15 protein-coding genes are annotated in these 18,326 nt (G+C 44.2%); 9 read left to right on the top strand and 6 right to left on the bottom strand.

Going from position 1 to position 18,326, the window contains the following annotated elements; genetic code table 11:
- Positions 1 to 189: 189 nt before the first annotated feature.
- Positions 190 to 978 (bottom strand): helix-turn-helix domain-containing protein, encoded by a 789-nt coding sequence (locus tag Q5H80_RS15355; protein WP_304570285.1) that lies wholly within the window; start codon positions 976 to 978, stop codon positions 190 to 192.
- Between the two features lie 98 nt (positions 979 to 1,076).
- Here Q5H80_RS15355 and Q5H80_RS15350 point away from each other — a divergent pair, with 98 nt between their 5' ends.
- From Q5H80_RS15350 to Q5H80_RS15340, 3 genes are all read left to right on the top strand, one after another.
- Positions 1,077 to 1,970, top strand: a complete 894-nt coding sequence (locus Q5H80_RS15350; RefSeq protein WP_304570284.1) for a DMT family transporter — start codon at positions 1,077 to 1,079, stop codon at positions 1,968 to 1,970.
- 877 nt (positions 1,971 to 2,847) lie between these two features.
- Positions 2,848 to 3,351: an acyl-CoA thioesterase gene (locus Q5H80_RS15345; RefSeq protein ID WP_012600206.1), complete on the top strand. Its 504-nt coding sequence runs from the start codon at positions 2,848 to 2,850 to the stop codon at positions 3,349 to 3,351.
- A gap of 230 nt (positions 3,352 to 3,581) precedes the next feature.
- Positions 3,582 to 3,854, top strand: coding sequence for a hypothetical protein (locus Q5H80_RS15340; protein ID WP_304570283.1), 273 nt, complete (start codon positions 3,582 to 3,584; stop codon positions 3,852 to 3,854).
- 611 nt (positions 3,855 to 4,465) lie between these two features.
- On the opposite strand, the gene malG is transcribed toward Q5H80_RS15340, so the two are convergent.
- The 3 genes from malG to malE all read right to left on the bottom strand — a co-directional run bounded on the left by malG (position 4,466) and on the right by malE (position 8,202).
- Positions 4,466 to 5,356 carry a maltose ABC transporter permease MalG gene (malG, locus tag Q5H80_RS15335; protein WP_009845806.1) on the bottom strand — a complete coding sequence of 297 codons (891 nt, stop codon included), beginning with the start codon at positions 5,354 to 5,356 and terminating at the stop codon, positions 4,466 to 4,468.
- 11 nt (positions 5,357 to 5,367) lie between these two features.
- Positions 5,368 to 6,939 carry a maltose ABC transporter permease MalF gene (gene malF, locus Q5H80_RS15330; RefSeq protein WP_304570282.1) on the bottom strand — a complete coding sequence of 524 codons (1,572 nt, stop codon included), beginning with the start codon at positions 6,937 to 6,939 and terminating at the stop codon, positions 5,368 to 5,370.
- 78 nt (positions 6,940 to 7,017) lie between these two features.
- Entirely contained in the window at positions 7,018 to 8,202 is a 1,185-nt protein-coding gene (malE, locus tag Q5H80_RS15325) for a maltose/maltodextrin ABC transporter substrate-binding protein MalE (RefSeq protein WP_304570281.1), read from the bottom strand.
- Between the two features lie 661 nt (positions 8,203 to 8,863).
- Here malE and malK point away from each other — a divergent pair.
- Positions 8,864 to 9,976: a maltose/maltodextrin ABC transporter ATP-binding protein MalK gene (malK, locus tag Q5H80_RS15320; protein ID WP_304570280.1), complete on the top strand. Its 1,113-nt coding sequence runs from the start codon at positions 8,864 to 8,866 to the stop codon at positions 9,974 to 9,976.
- Between the two features lie 242 nt (positions 9,977 to 10,218).
- On the opposite strand, the gene Q5H80_RS15315 is transcribed toward malK, so the two are convergent.
- Both Q5H80_RS15315 and Q5H80_RS15310 read right to left on the bottom strand, forming a co-directional pair.
- Complete coding sequence (locus Q5H80_RS15315; RefSeq protein ID WP_009845810.1) at positions 10,219 to 10,419, bottom strand: chromosome segregation ATPase; 201 nt, start codon at positions 10,417 to 10,419, stop codon at positions 10,219 to 10,221.
- Between the two features lie 247 nt (positions 10,420 to 10,666).
- On the bottom strand, positions 10,667 to 12,583 hold the full coding sequence (locus tag Q5H80_RS15310) for a methyl-accepting chemotaxis protein (protein WP_304570279.1): 1,917 nt from the start codon (positions 12,581 to 12,583) through the stop codon (positions 10,667 to 10,669).
- A 461-nt stretch (positions 12,584 to 13,044) separates the two neighbouring features.
- On the opposite strand from Q5H80_RS15310, the gene Q5H80_RS15305 reads away from it, so the two are divergent.
- The 5 genes from Q5H80_RS15305 to Q5H80_RS15285 are packed head-to-tail and all read left to right on the top strand — an operon-like array spanning position 13,045 to position 18,326.
- Positions 13,045 to 14,001: a MoxR family ATPase gene (locus Q5H80_RS15305; protein WP_304570278.1), complete on the top strand. Its 957-nt coding sequence runs from the start codon at positions 13,045 to 13,047 to the stop codon at positions 13,999 to 14,001.
- A 10-nt stretch (positions 14,002 to 14,011) separates the two neighbouring features.
- Entirely contained in the window at positions 14,012 to 14,938 is a 927-nt protein-coding gene (locus Q5H80_RS15300; RefSeq protein WP_304570277.1) for a DUF58 domain-containing protein, read from the top strand.
- A complete protein-coding gene (locus Q5H80_RS15295) occupies positions 14,935 to 15,420 on the top strand; it encodes a DUF4381 domain-containing protein (RefSeq protein WP_304570276.1) in 486 nt (161 codons plus the stop codon). The genes Q5H80_RS15300 and Q5H80_RS15295 overlap by 4 nt, the downstream gene beginning before the upstream one ends.
- Positions 15,413 to 16,420: a VWA domain-containing protein gene (locus Q5H80_RS15290; RefSeq protein WP_304570275.1), complete on the top strand. Its 1,008-nt coding sequence runs from the start codon at positions 15,413 to 15,415 to the stop codon at positions 16,418 to 16,420. Before Q5H80_RS15295 ends, Q5H80_RS15290 begins: the two co-directional genes overlap by 8 nt.
- Positions 16,413 to 18,326, top strand: coding sequence for a VWA domain-containing protein (locus Q5H80_RS15285; RefSeq protein WP_304570274.1), 1,914 nt, complete (start codon positions 16,413 to 16,415; stop codon positions 18,324 to 18,326). The genes Q5H80_RS15290 and Q5H80_RS15285 overlap by 8 nt, the downstream gene beginning before the upstream one ends.

Raw genomic sequence — 18,326 nt, 5'->3', positions numbered from 1 at the left:
CAAATGATTCTATAAATGGTCACTCAAATACGAAAAAAAAAACAAATGCCTATATAACTAAATTCAAACCATTGACGAAAAATACGTGTGCGCCCACTATTAAGACCAAATTTAATCTTTTAATAACAAAAAGTTAAACATAAAAAGGGAAAGTAAGCGATTATTGACACGCTTGACAAAAGAAACCAATTACAACAAACGATTCTTATACTGTTCTGGCGTCTGTTTCGCGTAACGTTTGAACATAGTGATAAAAGGGCTTGCTTGGTTATAACCTAATGTAAGAGCGACCTCTTTGACCGATTGACCGTTTCTCAACAAGTCCATTGAATATAGGTAGCGCACTCGCAGTCGCCACTCTGTAAAACTCATTCCAAGCTCCGTCTGGCAGTGGCGAGAAAGAGTTCTTTCCGTGGTATGGACACGCTCAGCCCAATCTTTCAACGTCACCTCATCGGTTGGATTTTCTTCAACAGAAGCCAATATTGGTGCTAGATACTTATTGTCGGTTGAAGGCAAAAAGTGATGCTCAACCTCACGCTGCGCAAGTTGGTCAAGCAGTACCTGAACGAGTCTTTGATCTTGTTCTGTTTCCGCAACATTTATTCCACGATCGCGAAAGTCATCGATAATCGAAGACACAATCGGCGTAATCTTTATAAGGCTGGTTTTATCTGGCAGATGTTGCGTTAGCTCGGGGGCGATATTTAGCGAGCAGTAGTCCAAAGGCTTACGGTTATAACTACAATGCATCACCCCAGCCGGTACCCAAATCGCCAAATGTGGTGGCGCTAGAAATCGAGTGCTTTCCGCTTCCATCTCTAATATACCGCCACTGATCAATTGAACCTGTCCCCATGAGTGGCTATGAACTCGGGTTTCAGTGTTCGAAAGAAACGCTTCAAAATTCATAAATACGTTGGATGGTGCCTTATCAATTGATAAGGATGGATGAAGGTTTCTGGAGTGTTTTTTCAAACTTGTCTTCCTATCGCGCCTGATGTCTTTCTAAAGATACTTGTAAGTGTAACGACCTGTCAAACTAGCCACATCAACTCATTTGCGACGGAATTCACATGCATTATCTCTTACCATTTTTTACAGTCTGTATCTGGGGCGCCAATGCAATCGTCAACAAGCTTGCTGCAAGCACTATAGAACCTAGCGCAATGAGTTTTTACCGCTGGTTTTTTGCGATGTTAATTCTCACACCTTTCTGTATTCGCCCAGTAATGAAACAGTGGGCTGTCATTAAACCAAACCTATCAAAATTAGCGTTCCTCGGCTTTTTGGGCATGGTGTTGAACCAATCTCTAGGTTATTACGCGGGCTTAACCACAACTGCTTCGAACATGGCATTGATCACTTCATTAGTGCCGTTGATCAGTGTGTTTTTAAGCATCCCTCTGTTGCGCAAGTCGATTTCTAGTTTGAGTATTGTTGGCGGTGTGTTGTCACTGTCAGGCTTAGCTCTGATGTTAGGTAAAGGCGACCCGTTATTCTTCATTCATCAAGAACTGACTCAAGGCGATGGCTATATGCTAATTGCGGCCTTTGTTTATGCTTCTTACTGTGTGCTATTGAAACGCTGGAAAATGCCAATCAGCAATTGGGTTGTGATTTATATCCAAGGGATGTTCGCGGTCGCAATGTTGACTCCACTTTGGCTAACCAGCGAACAGCTTTTACCACCGCAACAAGCGATCCCATTGATAGCTTACGCCGCAGTTGCAGCTTCAATTTTAGCACCTTGGATGTGGGTGAAAGCGATTGACACTATTGGTGCTGATTCAAGCGCGATGTTCATGAATCTGATGCCAGTTATCGCGATTGTATTAGCTTCCACCTGGCTGGGCGAAAAGATTAACCAGTTCCACATTATTGGTGGTGCAATGGTGATTTCCGGTGTCATCCTTGCTCAAATCAAAAGAAAACCAAGGCTTGAGGCTCCCTTACCTCAGCAAAACTAACCCCGCTTAACCAGCGACAATGCCCTATTCCATTTTCCACTCAGTACCTGCCTCGTTAGCAGGTACTTTTGTTTATTGTCGATTTCTCGATTCATGCTCTCTGATTTTATTTTTCGATCACGAAACTTTAATAACGGTATTTACTATTGCAATATCTCAGCAACTTCCGTTTAATGCACTAAGTACGGTTTAAGTGCTCAAAGCGTTAGAATAGCTCTCCAGAAAGCAGGTAACTGTTGCTCCAATCGCTCTCCTATGGTCACACGGCTCATGTAACCCAGGCCACCATGAGCCATTTAGAAAAGTTATAGCAACGAAAGAACCGTCTAGTCACTTTGGTTTATACAAAATTGAGCACTTTAAACCGATAGCAATTTAGTTTTAAAACCTTAATTTCCCGGAAAATACAGATTATTACTGCAAAATGCATTAAAAGAGTTTTCTAGCAATAATACGAAAGGAAATATCCACGCGAAGGTTCTATACTTTTCGAACAGAAAGTGAGCTTATAAGAAAAAATCAAAACTATCGTTTTAGGATTAATTAAGATACCATCACTTTAACTAAACCGGATAAGCAACGGTTAGTTGGCTAACTCAAAAAGGTACCGATATGAGTACCACACGGCTTAGAAACACCTAGCATTCCGCTAGGTGTTTTTTTTTCAATCGACCTTTCGGCCAACTTGCTCGATAGAGTACTCCTCTGTTGGAGCATCACGTCCACCTCCTTTAAACATCAATATTCATCAACTCGCCATCTGTTTGAAAAAATAGTCTTGTTCGTGAGATTATCCGCTTTAATTTATGTCATCTTAAGTATATTGTTATTAGCAAGTAACGAGCATGTTATTCAGAATAATAATAAAGGAAGATAGATGAGCAGTCACAATAGCCGACAAGATGGTAAACGAGACGTTACTCTACGTTTTTTAGCGGAACCCGGGGATGTGAACTTTGGTGGTAAAGTTCATGGTGGTGCCGTAATGAAGTGGGTCGATTTAGCGGCTTACGCTTGTTCTGCTGGATGGAGTGGTAAGTACTGTATTACCGCTTACGCTGGTGGTATTCGATTCGTTGCTCCAATCCATGTTGGGAACCTTGTTGAAGTAAGTGCGAAGGTCATTTATACGGGTTCATCTTCTATGCACATCGCTATCGATGTTCAGGCCAGCGACCCAAAAGAACTCAATAACCGTCTAACGACTCACTGTATCGTTATTATGGTCGCTGTTGACGAAAATGGTAATCCAACTAAAGTGCCAGAGTGGGTACCAGAAACATCAGAAGACATCGAATTAAGAGATTCGGCTATTCGTCTTATGAACATGCGAAAACAGATCGGCGAAGAGATGGAAGCGCACGTAAAGTACCTGAAATAAGGCCACCAGCAGCTCTCCCCGACAAAACCTTATCACGATGCCAGGCACTTGCTTGGCATTTTGTTATCTACCCCCTCTTCATACACAAATAAACTGATAAACAGCGAATACGGACTAGAGAGCGTGATCCCCAGTCAAACGTTAAAAGGAATCGACACTTGCTCACGGATTTATTTTGACTGTAATAAAGTCGTCATTTTGCTCTGTTTAAATACCGCCAATCATAATGAATGTATTTAAATTTCTTGGAGCCACTTTTGAGCACGACATTTCCCACCCTTTGCGAATCTACACTGACGAACTTGAAGGCAGTTGAGTATCAATGGGTTAGAAGTTTGTACGTCGAAGGCTACGACACTAATGAAATTAACCACTATATCCAAGCTTGTTTTGGCGGTGATCAGACGTTTGCGGATCTGTTTCGTCGCGTAGCTCTTTATCAAGACAGCATCTATGTTTTACTTCAACATTTAGGTTGCGCACCTTCCAATAAAGAGTTCTAGTCTCAACATCAACCTTTTCTTTTTCTTTTTTCCTTTCAGGAATATTTTCCACCAAATCAATAACTACAGGGAATACTTACCACAAAACATTCACACGAGCCTGCCTTTATAGGCACTTTCTGTGTAATCGACCGATCCGTTGCATGCAAATTATTGAAGTATCACGCATGGAAATATTACTCATATATCAATAGAGCTGTGGCCCCTTATACTGAGTGTCTGATTTGTGAGACTCGTTGATGCCTTCAATTAGAGAGATGAAACCAGGAAAATCCAGGTAAGAGGTGCTTCAGTATTTAATGACTGAAAGAAACCAAAAAGACTGAGATAGAGATAGAGATAAAGATAAAGATAAAGATAAAGATAAAGATAAAGATAAAGATAAAGATAAAGATAAAAGTAGCAGGCATAAAAAAACCCAAGTAAGTACCTGGGTTAGAGTTACAAAAACCACTAATCATTAATAGCGTAAGGAACCTGATTAGTAGCCAGCTATGCGTAACCTGAGGGTTATTTTTATTACTGATCGGCGGCCAAACCAAATGATGTAATAAAAATGCCAATATAGAGCGACCTAACGGTCGCTCTTTTATCTTTCTTATACGGACAGCTTATCCTTTTACACCACCCGACGTCAAACCGCCAACTAACCAACGCTGAGCCAGTAAGAACACGATAGTAATCGGAAGTGCTGAAAGTACCGCCGCTGCCGCAAAGTCACCCCATAAGTAGTTCTGAGGATATAGGTACTGCTGCATACCTACCGCTAGCGTGTAAGAGTTCACGTCCGATAATAGTATTGAAGCAACTGGTACCTCACCAACAACACCAATGAAAGATAAAATGAATACAACCGCTAGGATTGGTACTGACAGTGGTAATAGAACCAATCTGAACGCTTGCCAAGGTGTTGCGCCATCTAATGCTGCTGCTTCTTCCAAAGAGTTATCAATCGTCTCAAAGTAGCCCTTAATCGTCCAAACGTGCAATGCAATACCGCCCAAGTACGAGAAGATCAGACCGCCATGCGTGTTCAAGCCTAAGAATGGAATGTATTGCCCTAATTTATCGAACAGTGCGTAGATAGCCACTAGAGCCAATACCGCAGGGAACATTTGAAAAATCATCATCGCTTTCAGGATAGTTTCTTTACCTTTAAAGCGCATACGAGCAAATGCGTAAGCCGATGTTGTCGATAGTGTCACAATAAGAATTGACGTAATACCCGCTACTTTTATCGAGTTCCACAGCCAAGTCAGTACTGGGAATGGAGGCGGAGTAACTGAGCCATCAGCATTCGTCACTGACATACCCAGAGCCAATTTCCAGTGTTCCAAAGATGGGTTATCTGGAATCAAGCTACCGGTCGCAAAGTTACCTTCGCGGAATGAGATAGCAATAATCATCAGTAGTGGGAAAATAATTAGCGCTAAGAAGCACCACAGCGCAATATGCGTTGCCCATACTCGGTATTTAAGGCTCTTACCTTGTACCATAGCCATTGTCGTGCTCCTTAATCTTGAGTCAATTTAGTGAAACGAAGGTTTAGTAACGCTAGTGCACCAACCAACAGGAAGATAAGCGTTGCGATTGCACTTGCTAAACCAAAGTCTTGACCGCCGCCGCCTTCGAATGCAATTCGGTACGTGTAGCTTACAAGCAAGTCTGTATAACCCGCTGGTTCAGAAGTACCAATCATGTTCGGGCCACCGTTCGTCAATAGTTGAATCATTACAAAGTTATTGAAGTTAAAGGCAAACGCTGCAATCAATAGCGGTGTTAACGGTTTTATCATCAATGGAAAAGTGATTCGCTTGAAGTTATCAAGGAAATTAGCACCATCGATTGCTGACGCTTCGTACAAATCTTCAGGAATCGCTTTTAGTAGACCCATACATAGAATCATCATGTAAGGGAACCCTAGCCAAGTGTTAACAATCAACACCATGGTTTTCGCTAAGATCGGGTCGGAGAACCAGTTTGGGCTTAAACCAAAGATACTCTCAAGCACCATGTTGATCTCACCAAAGCTCTGGTTGAATAGGCCCTTAAAGATAAGAATTGAGATAAACGCTGGTACGGCGTAAGGCAAAATAAGTAGAACACGATACACAGCACGGCCTTTCAGCTCTTCCCACTGCACAACGTTTGCCAGCACTAAACCAATTGCAAGTGTGAAGGCAACCGTACAAATGGAGAATACAACCGTCCAAATAAAGATACTGATAAACGGTTCTTTGATGCCGTCATCTTTCCAAACACGTTCAAAGTTAGCCGTACCAATGTCTACAACAAACCCTGGAGAAATAGTGTTACCGATAAACTCACCTTTCTCGTCAACCGGTTGGTAGAAACCCACTTCCATGTTTGGTTTCAATATTTCGCCAGATTCATTGTTGTATAGCGTTTCCCCGTCATCTTGAAGAGTGTATAGCGGTGCAACGGCAGCAAATTTACGTAAGCCGCTCATACGGATTTCATCACCATTTGGCAGATGGAAGTCGACACCGCTGATCACAGAGCGATTTTGGATGATCGCTTTGATCTTCTCTTTTTCACCTTGTACAGACTCAATTGCAGATAGGTCCATCTCTGTTGATGTCATGCCTTCCAGAGAAAATACATCAGTTGCTAACAGTTGGTCGCCATCTTTCACAACGATCTGGTGACCGTTATCTGTTTTGTACAAAGTAAATGGGTAGCTTTCACCACTTTGGAATGAACGGTCTAAAAGAACGGTTTGAGTGCGCTCTAGAGAGAGCTGGTTTTTTGCGCTGTAGTTAGTAAACGCAAGCCCTACGGTGTATGCCAATGGGAAAAGAATGAATAAGATCATTCCGGCAATACCTGGGTAAATATAACGGTGGGCGTAAGTTTTCTTACTACCAAAAATGTAAAGAGCCAAAGCCGTTAAAATCACAGTAAGCAGCGCAAATGCGAGCTCACCGCGAGAATACATTAAAATTGTAGCGTAGCCATTAATTAAGCCAACACTACCAAGCAACCCCCATTTGATGAAGACGCTTTTACTGCCTGGAAGGCTTGATGGTGCTTGGATCGCATCTGAACCTTGAACTGACTGCATAGAGGAACCTGCTAACGAGATATAAAAATAGAAAAGTAAGGAGAGGTTGCCCCCTCCTTAAAAGGTAGTGCTTGGTTGTTACTTAGTCATTCGAGCTTCAGCACCTTTTAGTGCTTGCTCTACTGATTGACGGCTATCAACTACGTTGCCAATAGCTTCTTCCATGCTGTACCAGAATGTTGTGAACTGAGGGATGTTAGGCATGATTTCGCCGTTCATCGCGTTATCCATTGTTGCTGCAATACGAGTGTCGCTGTCTAGTTGACGCTGGAAAGAGTTAAGAGCAACAGCACCTAGTGGCTTGTCGTCGTTCAAGCTCTTCATACCTTCATCAGTTAGTAGGTAGTTTTCCATAAACTCAACGGCTAGGTCACGGTTTGGAGAAGCCGTGCTGATACCACCAGCCCATACACCAACGAATGGCTTAGACGCTTTACCGTTGAACTTAGGCAATGTTGCTACGCCGTAATCTAGGCCCGCTTTCTCGATGTTTGCCCAGCCCCAAGGTCCGTTAATTGTCATTGCAACGTTACCCGCGACGAATTCAGACTCAGCAACTGAGTAATCCATATCCGCAGAAATAACTTTGTCTTTCACCATCTTCTCAATGAAATCCAGAGACTTCTGAACACCGTCAGTCGCTACGCCTGCATCTTTAATGTCATAACCTTCCGCTGTTTGCTTGAACGCGTAACCGCCGTCAGCTGCAAGTAGAGGCCATGTGAAGTAAGCGCCACCACGTAGAGGCCACATGATCGCTTTCTTGCCATCTTTTTGAAGCTTAGCGTTAAGTGCAGGGATCTCTTCCCAAGACTTAGGTGGGTTAGGAACAAGTGCTTTGTTGTAGATAAGAGAAACTGACTCAACTGCGACTGGGTAAGCGATTGTTTTACCTTCGTAAGAAACAGCATCCCATGCGAAGTCTACGATACCTTCTTTAGTTTCCTTAGAAGGTTTGATATCAACAAGAAGCCCCGCTTCTGCAAAACCACCAAAACGGTCGTGTGCGTAGAAAATCATGTCTGGACCATCGCCAGCTGCTGCAACCTGAGAGAATTTCTCTTCTAGTTTGTCTGGGAAAGCGACGGTTACTTTAACACCAGTATCTTCTTCAAAGCGTTTACCTACTTCAGCCATTCCTTCATAAGCTTTGTCGCCACCAACCCAAATAGTTAGTTGACCTTCTTCGATAGCAGCGTTTGCACCAAAAGAACCCAGAGCAACGATTGTGCCTAGAGCTACAGCGCTTAGAGCGTTTTTCATGTCAATATCCTTTTTATATTTATACGTAGGGCGCATTCAATTAAGACGAGCCAGTTTTCGGAGGCTATGATCTGAGAAAATCAATGACAGCTCATCATCCTAGCCACTACGCCCTCGCTATTATGGCCTAATTTCGTGATCGTCATCCGGTAAGATTGGCGAGCGAAGTCACAAAGTAGATACTCATCGTGATCCACATCACCGTTACACGGTGGATTTATTTGAACTGGATCGCCAATTATAGATAACCCCCTTTATCTACTCCTCCCCTCCTACTCCCCCTAGTTAATTTTCTATTAGGAGGATGTACCATTACGCGAATTCACCGAAACTGCATTCATCCAGAGTGGATAGTAAGAACCCTTTACCAGTGGATGTATGCGTTGACGCATTCTTCATTTAGCTGGCTTCACTGCCCGCTGGTGTCTTAATGAGCATCGAGCTAAATCTGTGATTGAATCACGGGGGAGATTTAGCTCGGCGTGGGGGAATTAGGCACGAGTTTGGCTATGACGGGTGGGCTTGATCAAAAAGCCAAGTCCCACCCACTTTTTTCTTACTCACTCAATACTTACCAATTCCTACAGTTACTGCTGACCCAAAAATTCCTTATAATGATAAGCAGTAAAACTTAAAATTTGATCGATCGAGGACAAGCTAGATGGCGAGTGTCACGTTAAAAAACGTTTATAAATCATATGGTGATGTACAGATTTCTAAGGACGTAACCTTAGACATCAACGAAGGTGAATTCGTAGTATTCGTTGGACCATCAGGTTGTGGTAAATCGACGCTATTACGCTGTATCGCGGGTCTAGAAGATATTACGTCTGGTGATTTGTACATTGGTGATCAACGCATGAACGATGTTGAGCCATCAAAACGTGGTGTAGGTATGGTATTTCAATCTTACGCGCTCTACCCTCACCTAAATCTCTACGACAACATGTCTTTTGGTCTTAAACTGGCAAACGCCGATAAAGCTGAAATTGACAAGCGTGTTGAACATGCTGCAGAAATCCTTCAGCTTGGTCACCTTCTTGAGCGTCAACCTAAAGCATTGTCTGGTGGTCAACGTCAACGTGTTGCTATCGGCCGTACTTTGGTTTCTCAACCAAACGTATTCCTACTTGATGAGCCTCTATCTAACCTGGATGCAGCACTGCGTGTTCAAATGCGTTCACAAATCACTAAGCTACAGCGTCAACTGGGCTGTACCATGATTTATGTAACACACGACCAAGTTGAAGCTATGACAATGGCGGATAAAATCGTTGTGCTTGATGGTGGTTTTGTTTCTCAAGTGGGTAAACCTCTTGATCTTTACCACTATCCTCGAAACCGTTTCGTTGCTGGCTTTATTGGCTCACCAAAAATGAACTTTATGTCGGTTCACATCGAACAAGCTGAAGCAGAACGCGTATTAGTACAACTTTCAAACGGTATGACTTTCTGGATCCCAGTTGATGGCACGACTGTCAACGCTGGTGACCGTATGTCTCTAGGTGTTCGTCCTGAGCACTTGTTGTCTGCTGAAACAGGTGATGCGACGATTGAAGCTGATGTGATGATGGTCGAGAAGCTCGGTAACGAAACTCAAGTTTACCTAAATCTTGAAAGCGCGGATGCTGACGTCATCTATCGTCAACCAGACACGTTGACGATTGAGTCTGGTGACAAGCTAGCGATTGGTATTCCTGCACACCGTTGTCACTTGTTCCATAGCGATGGTAGAGCATGTCGTCGCTTGTACAAAGAGTACGGCACCGACTAATCAGTTCGTCTTTTTAGGATATAACTTGCCCATATCGAATCCCTCTTACCTTTTAAGGGGGATTTTCCGTTTAAGACAACTAGTTTTACTTTCATTAAACAGATCGCGCTTTGTCTGTTCAGTATAAAAACCAAAAAGGCCTAGCGAATGTTAGACCTTTATCTGTTCAAGCTAAAAGCCATCCTATCTAAACGATAAAGATATAGGCTTGCTCAACTTTAATACCAATCGTAGTAAATAACTTAGTGAATTGGCGTATCACTTGTTTTGTTGAACTGGCCAAAATGCTGTTCTAACACTTCAGGTGTCAGTTTGCCTTCAGCTTCTAGTCGCTTAAATTCAGCAACAATCGCTTTTTGCTCTTCAAGTGATGGAAGTTTCACTTCAGGCTCATCGCCCATCTCTTGAGTCATCTGCTCTAGTTCTTTTTCAAAATCGCTCATGATACTTACCTAAATATTAAACCTAGCGAGATTTTACTCATTTACGCTCTATGATGCTAGGGCGATTAGGTGCAAAGCCCGAAACCAGATCAAGTGAACGTCAGCTTAAATGCAGAACTGCGGTCTGAATGGCGACGTTCAACATAAAAAGCTATACCAAACGTAACAAGCAGCATCAGACGTAAAAAAGCCGGATTCACGTGAAATGAATCCGGCTCCAATGTAAGTGTTGCAAGTTTATCCGCTATTAAAGCTTAAACGAGCCAACCATCTTATCTAGACGAGAAGAAAGCTGTTGAAGTTCTTGGCTCGCTTCAGCAAGCTGCTCTGCGGTTCCAGTCGTCACTTCGTTAATCGCGTTGATTTCTTCAATATTCTGGTTGATGGTATGAACTACGGTTGATTGTTCTTCCGTTGCCGTTGCCACTTGAGTGTTACGATCAGTGATATCAACGATACGGTCTGAAATGCCACCCAGTACGTCCACCGCTTCATCCGACGCCGATACGCCTTCAAGTGTTATCACTTTACCGGCACTCATAGCCGTTACGGCATCTTTAGCATCACTTTGCAGTTGGTTGATCATCTTCTGAATCTCTTCCGTAGAATCTGCGGTACGGCTTGCTAGGTTACGAACCTCATCGGCTACAACGGCAAAACCACGACCTTGTTCACCCGCACGCGCAGCTTCAATAGCAGCGTTCAGAGCAAGTAGGTTGGTTTGTTCAGAGATGTCACGAATTACACCCAAAATAGAACCAATGTCTTGAGTTGTTGAAGCTAACTGCTCTACCACTTGACCTGTACTTTCGATGTCTTGCGCTAAACGACTGATCGCGTCTTTTGCTTTATTTACCACAGATCGGCCTACTTCAGTATTGCCTGAAGCCTGTGTTGCCGTTTCCGCAGCCGTTGCCGCATTCGATGCAATCTCGCTGATTGTCATGCCCATCTGGTTAATGGCTGCAACTACCTGAAGAGTTTGATCTCGTTGTTCTTGGCTATTGTCGTGGGTGATGTGCGCTTTATTAGAAACACTCTCAGCAGCGACTTGAAGTGCTTGGCTTGTAGAAAAAACCTCTTTCATCGACTCGTGAATCTTTTCGATGAATCCATTAAAGCCCTTTGAAAGCTGTGCAATTTCATCGTTGCCTTTCACTTCGATACGCTGAGCAAGGTCACCGTCACCTTCGCCAAGGTCACCGAATCGCTTAGCCAAAAGTTTAATCGGTTGAGTAATACTGTTTGCTAGCACCACGCCCATCAGAATAAAGATTAACGCTACAGCAGCGGTCATGATCAGCATCTGTTTAGCCGTTGCATCAAGCTCAGCAAAAACTTCGCTCGTCGGAACTTCACCAACAACGAACCAATCCATTGACGGCACATACAAACTCGCGACAAACAACTCTTGTCCTTTATGTTCCGTTGTAATCAGGTTGAATCCTGACTTGCTTAACAACTGACTAGATTGAGGACCGTAAAGTTGTTGAAGTGATGAATCACTAAGCGAACGTTCGCGATGAATTTGAACATCACCTTGGCTATTCGTTAAGAAAACAAAACCTGTATCTTCAATCTTAAAACTATTGAGTAGACTTACCATGTCACCCATCGATTTCGATAAGCCAGACATCGCTAAACCAGAAGGTTGTTGGTAGTTAGCGAACATTTTCACTTCACCTGTCGCTTCTTGGAACATGCTGACCATTGTCTGCTGGCCAGATTGCGTAAAGCCAAAGAACCAACCATCTTGCTGTTGATTGAGTTGACGCAAGAAGCCATCTTGGTTCCAGTAGTAGGCCGTTTGACGGTTCGCTACTGAGGCATCATTTAGCTGGTATTGGTTACGAACATTGTTCAATTGTTTTACCAACTTGTTCTCTAACACTGCATCGCGATCGGTCGATCCGATAACGTCAGAAATGAATTCATTCGAAGCAATTTGTTCTGCAGCTAACAATAACTGAGAGACTTCACGGTCAATTTCACCGTTAATTCGCTCTAACATTCCCGGAAGCTCAATATCGACTAATCGATGACTCAAAACCTCTCTTGCTTGCTTTTGTGCCATCGCACCGACGATCACCGTTGATGCAAGAACCGCGAAGGTAATTCCAAGTACAACTTTTTGTTTAATACTCAGAGAGTTAGTTTTCAACATATTTGGACCTTTAAAAAGAATCGCTCGTTATTTATATATCCTGAACAGGATTTTTTTGGTGCACTTCAACCAGTAGTGCACTCTCTCCACCATGTATCGGCTAAACCCCATCAAACTAGAGAAATATTTCGCAAAAATTTGTAAGCATGGTGAAAAAAGCAACCATCCTCCTACAGATGAAACTATCAGCAAGGCTAATGCAGTGAAACGTGCCCATTCATTTTAATTATTTGGACAATAAGGTTCCACGAAGCTCACTTAACGACAGACCTCTGAAGCTTTGATATATAAGAAACGATTGATATGGTACAAACCATGGCTTAGTGGTTTTTTCTCATTAACTGCTTGTAAATAATTCCAATTTTGAAAAAATAAATTCCACAAACGTACTGGAACTTTTTCCTAGTAATCAGTGACCAATACTCAAAATAAGAATCAAATGGTACCCAGAGAGTCCAAAAATGCATAAAAATAACTTCGAAATCCTTCAAAACTTCCTAGAGTCTCAAATCATTGGTCAGCAAGAGCTCGTAAAACAACTGATGATCGCCTTACTGGCAGATGGTCATATCCTTGTTGAAGGGCCTCCCGGGCTAGCAAAAACTCGCGCAGTAAAATCATTGGCTGACTGTGTCGAGGGAGATTTTCACCGAATTCAATTTACCCCCGATCTATTGCCTGCCGACCTAACTGGTACCGATATTTTCCGTCCAGAAACGGGAGAGTTCACCTTCCAATCTGGGCCTATTTTTAACTCGCTTATTCTAGCGGATGAGATCAACCGTGCTCCAGCGAAAGTACAAGCCGCTATGTTAGAAGCGATGGCCGAGAAGCAAGTCACGGCAGGTCGTAAAACCTATGCGCTGCCTGAGCTGTTTTTAGTCATGGCAACACAGAACCCGATTGAGCAAGAAGGCACTTACCCTCTACCAGAAGCTCAGTTAGACCGTTTCTTGCTGCATTTAGAAGTGGCTTATCCAGATATGGAAAGTGAGCTGGAGATCTTGCGCCTAAACAGAGGCGAAGCTCAAGGCAACCAACCTGTTCAACCAGAGCCTATATCTCAACAAACTATCTTCGAAGCTCGCCAAGAAGTGCTCAACATTCACATGGCAGACACCATCGAGCAGTACATTATTCGACTAGTTATGGCGACTCGCCAACCTAAGCAATACAGCGACCAACTTGATCAATGGTTAGACATGGGTGTCAGCCCGCGTGCAACCATTGCGTTAGACCGATGTGCCCGCGCTCACGCTTGGCTTGCTGGCCGCGACTATGTTACTCCACAAGATGTTCAAGCGATGGCATTCCCTGTATTACGCCACCGCCTGCTTCGTAGCTACCACGCGCAAGCGGAAGGGATCACGGCAAATCAAGTGATCGCACACCTTATATCACTGGTTGGTAGCGCATAGGGATACGCGCATGAATAATCAATTACCCAACCATAGTGACGGTGTCACGTTAAATCTAGACGAACTGCTGCAATACAAAGCGCAGTCTGTTCGCTGGTTGCCTCCAGCCAAAAGCCTTTGGTCGCAACTTAACGGTCAACACGAGAGCAATCGTAAAGGTCGCGGGATGAATTTCTCTGAGGTTCGTCAATACCAGGCGGGCGACGACATCCGCAGCATTGATTGGCGCGTCACGGCTAGAACGGGCAAGGCGCACACAAAACTGTTTTCTGAAGAAAGAGAACAGCCTGTGATTTTGTTCTTAGATCTATCGAGCAGTATGATTTTCGGCTCTACCTTGTTGCTTAAATCGGTTCAACTCGCGCACTTTGCCAGCCAACTTTGCTGGCTAACCGTCGCTCAAAAAGACCGTATTGGCGCAGTGATAGATACTGGCCAAGAGATCATTGAGATTAAACCAAGTGCTAGCAACCATGCTCCGCTGCGTATTTTACAAAAAGTCATAGAAATCAATAATGCAGCGTTGACCAACCAAGACAATCACAGCGACACAACCTTTGAGCATGGATTGAAGTCTCTTCATCAGCTTTGCCCGAAAGGCAGCGATATCATTATGCTCAGTGATTTTGTTCGTTATAACGAAAGTAATTACTCACTTATCAATCAGATACGTCGACATAATCGAGTTCGCTTAGTGCATTTTTACGATCCACTAGAGCAAGGTGTTACTGCATTCAAAGGTTCAAAACAGATCACCGACGGCAATAAAACGCAATGGTTTAACTTTTCATCAAGCAAGGAAAAGGAAAAGCTCAGTCACGCATTTGCTCAGAAGCAGCAACAACTTATGCAAATGAGCCTTTCTCTTGCTATCCCATACAGTTCATTGTCTTGTGCGCAATCGTTAATGAGCCAAGTATCAGGAGTTCAGTCATGAATCAACCTCTCGACTTGAGCCCTATTATTACGCCAAGCGCACCGTCATGGTGGCCATTGGCATGGGGTTGGTGGGTAGTAATTATTACAGCCACCGCTCTAATCGCCTTAATGTTTTTCATGGCAAAACGCAGAAAAATCAATCAACAGGCGAAGCAAGAAGCCCTTACTTGCTTCCGTAATAGTCAGTTTTCAAATGCCCTCTCTCCGAGCGCAGCTCAAAACATCGTTCGTCAAGCAGCACTAAGCTATTTCCCTCGTGAAAAAATTGCAGGCTTGTCTGGTGATGATTGGTTGACGTTCTTAGATGCGCAATTGAAAAAGCCGCTGTTTGTAGCAAAACAATCCCATTGGCAGCAAGCGCTCTATCAAGATACAGCCTTAATGAGCGACGAACAGAAAAAGGCTCAACAGCAATTGGTTAATGACTGCGAAACCTGGCTTCGTAAAGCCCTTCCTCCAAAGCGAGGTCGTTATGAGTGATTTTCTAAACTCTATGTTTCTAAGCAAGAACTTACTAAACATCGAGTTCGTTTGGTGGTGGATGTTCTTCATCGCGCCACTGCCGTTGCTCGTTTACTTGTTCTCGCCAAGGTCAGAATCAAGCAGTGCCCTAAGACTTCCATTTCTACCAGAAGACAGCAATACCAAAACGCCGAGCAGCCGCTTACCCAAAGCTTTGTCGGTCATCATCTGGCTTTTATTGTTGACGGCAATGGCACGTCCAGTTTGGTACGGCGAACCGGTTGAGTTTCAGCCCAAGCACCGAGACTTGATGTTAGTTGTCGACCTCTCCGGATCGATGAGCCAAGAGGACATGCAGTTCAATGGCGAATACATCGACCGCTTGTCGGCGGTGAAACGCGTATTGAGTGACTTTATTGATCGCCGCAAAGGCGACAGAGTCGGGTTGGTGCTCTTTGCTGATCACGCCTACTTGCAGACCCCGCTTACGCTAGATAGGGATACGCTTTCACAACAGCTCAATCAAGCGGTGTTAAAGCTTATCGGTACTCAAACTGCGATTGGTGATGGTATTGGCCTTGCCACCAAGACCTTTGTCGACAGCGATGCCCCTCAGCGTGTGATGATTCTACTCAGTGACGGCAGTAATACTGCGGGCGTATTAGATCCATTAGAAGCGGCGGACATTGCAAAGAAATACGACGCCACAATTTACACCGTGGGTGTCGGGGCTGGCGAGATGATGGTCAAAGAGTTCTTCATGACTCGTAAGGTCAATACTGCTCAAGACTTGGATGAGCGTACTCTAATGGAAATCGCCAAACGCACTGACGGTCAGTACTTCCGAGCGCGAGACAGCAAAGAACTGGCAACGATTTACGACACCATTAACCAATTAGAGCCCGTGACGAACACCACTAAGATATGGCGACCACAACAAGAGTGGTTCGTATGGCCGCTATCTGCGGCAATGTTCTTCGCATTTATGCTGTTAGCCATTAGGAGAAACAATGTCTAACTTTACTTTTATCTACCCATACTGGTTCTTGGCTCTTGCCGTGCTGCCCGCAATTTGGTGGCTTAGCAAGAGACCATCCAAGCAAGGGTTATTGGCGTCACACATCGCCCGTTATTTGGCTCCTGAATCGAGCAAGCCATCGATAAACCGCAGCACTTATTTCGGTGTTTGGTGGTTGGTCGGTGTCATCGCATTGGCCGGTCCAAGCTTTGAAAAAGACGAACAACCAAGCTTTGAAAAAACACAGGCGCGAGTTGTGATCATGGATATGTCGATGTCTATGTATGCCACTGACATTAAACCAAACCGTTTAACACAGGCACGATACAAGGCCCTGGATCTGCTTTCGTTATGGAAAGAAGGCCTAACGGGAATGGTGGCATACGCCGGAGATGCTTACACCATCAGTCCGCTAACGTCTGACATCAACACCATAAAGAACCTCGTACCCAACCTTTCGCCAGATATCATGCCCTTCCAAGGCGGCAATGCAGCATCGGCAGTTAAGCTTGCGATTGAGATGATGACTCGCGCTCATATCTACCAAGGCGACCTAGTGCTCATTGCTGATGATATTGATGGTCAAGAGAAGCAAGAGATCAATTCACTACTCTCTGGCAGCAATTGGACATTGTCGATTTTAGCGGTAGGAACTGAAAGCGGCGCGCCGATCTCGTTACCTACAGGTTCGATGTTACAAACCAGCTCAGGACAAACCGTGGTTGCGAAAACCAACTTAGATAATATGCGCGACCTGACTCGTCTCTCTGGCGGCACATTCACTGAATTGCAATTTGATAACTCAGACGTTGAACACATCGCAAGTTACCTCGACCGAGTTGCGACAACATCAGAAGTGACTAAAACCAAGAACTCACTCAACACCAGAGTGACTAACGGTTTCTGGCTATTGCCGTTTCTGTTACTTCCTGCTCTTGGGCTCTTTCGAAAAGGGATCATTTGGTGTGGCCTAGCTGTGCTTGTCTCATTCAGCCAACCGAATACTGCGTTTGCAAACCCTTGGAAAACCGATGATCAAGTGGGTTATCAGTTGTATCAAGATGAGGACTTTCAACAAGCAGCAGAGCAGTTCGAACAGCAAGAATGGAAAGGCATTGCGCAATACGAAGCCGGTGATTTCGAAGCGGCCGAACAGACGCTACAAAGTCTTTCTGGCGAAGATGCTCGCTACAACCTCGCCAATGCACAAGCAAAGCAAGGCAAGTACGACCAAGCAATTGAAGAGTACCAACGTATTCTCGAAAGCAACCCTGAACATGCTTATGCGAAGAAGAACCTAGAGATTGTCGAACAGGCTCAGAAGCAGCAACAGCAACAGCAACAGCAACAGCAAGGCGATTCTGAATCCAAAGAGCAAAACGAACAAAACCAGCAAGGTCAGCAAGGTCAGCAAGGTCAGCAAGGTCAGCAAAGTGATTCTTCGCAAAACTCGCAGGATCAACAACAGAGCTCTGCTGACAATGGCAAGTCGCAAAGTCAAAGCGGCGGCCAAGATCAAAACAACAAACAAGATCAAAGTGAAAACCAAGATCAGAATACTGACCAAAGCCAAGCTGATAGCAGCTCTGATTCCAAGACGGATGAAGAAAACGACAAGCAAGCTGTGCAACAAAACAAAGCGAATCAAGCAGATAAACAGTCACAGGACAAAGGTGACTCAGCATCTCAAACTGCCCAAGCGCAAGAGACGGCTAAGGAAGACAGTGATAACAACGCTCAACCTGCTGCGGCACAAGTATCAGGTCAACCTATGTCGAGCGATCCGGATATGCGAAAGCTTGAGCAAGTAGAAAGCGCCCGTGACCCGAGCCTGCTGCTTAAAGCGCAAATGATTCTACAAGCACGCCAAAAAAGTGCTCCTAACAACCAAAACAAAAAGTGGTAA

This window comes from Vibrio sp. SNU_ST1 (assembly GCF_030563405.1).
Taxonomy (GTDB): Bacteria; Pseudomonadota; Gammaproteobacteria; order Enterobacterales; family Vibrionaceae; genus Vibrio.
Note: the sequence above shows the minus strand (reverse complement) of the source record. Positions and strands in the feature narration are given on the sequence as shown.